The organism is Oleiphilus sp. HI0117 (assembly GCF_001635235.1).
Genome location: NZ_LWGA01000342.1, coordinates 1 through 212 on the forward strand (window position 1 = coordinate 1; position 212 = coordinate 212).

General features: G+C 42.0%; 1 protein-coding gene. It reads left to right on the top strand.

The window, feature by feature from the left end:
• Positions 1 to 212, top strand: a 212-nt coding sequence (locus A3757_RS27515; RefSeq protein ID WP_231878213.1) for a hypothetical protein, incomplete at both ends; no start/stop codon positions are given.

The window sequence follows — 212 nt, forward strand, 5'->3', positions numbered from 1 at the left end:
AGAGCTATGCTTTTCGCATAAGGCAAGAATCACTAGCTGAAGCAATCCAAGCAAATGAAGAGACAAGTAGTCTGGTAATTTCGGCCGAAAAGAACTCACAGCGCTTAGGAGAGATTCTGAATGAAGCCAAGTCGACATGCCATACCCTATCCACCTCATCAAGATCCTTGCTAGAAAACATCAAAAAAATGAACAGTGATAGCCAGTCAATT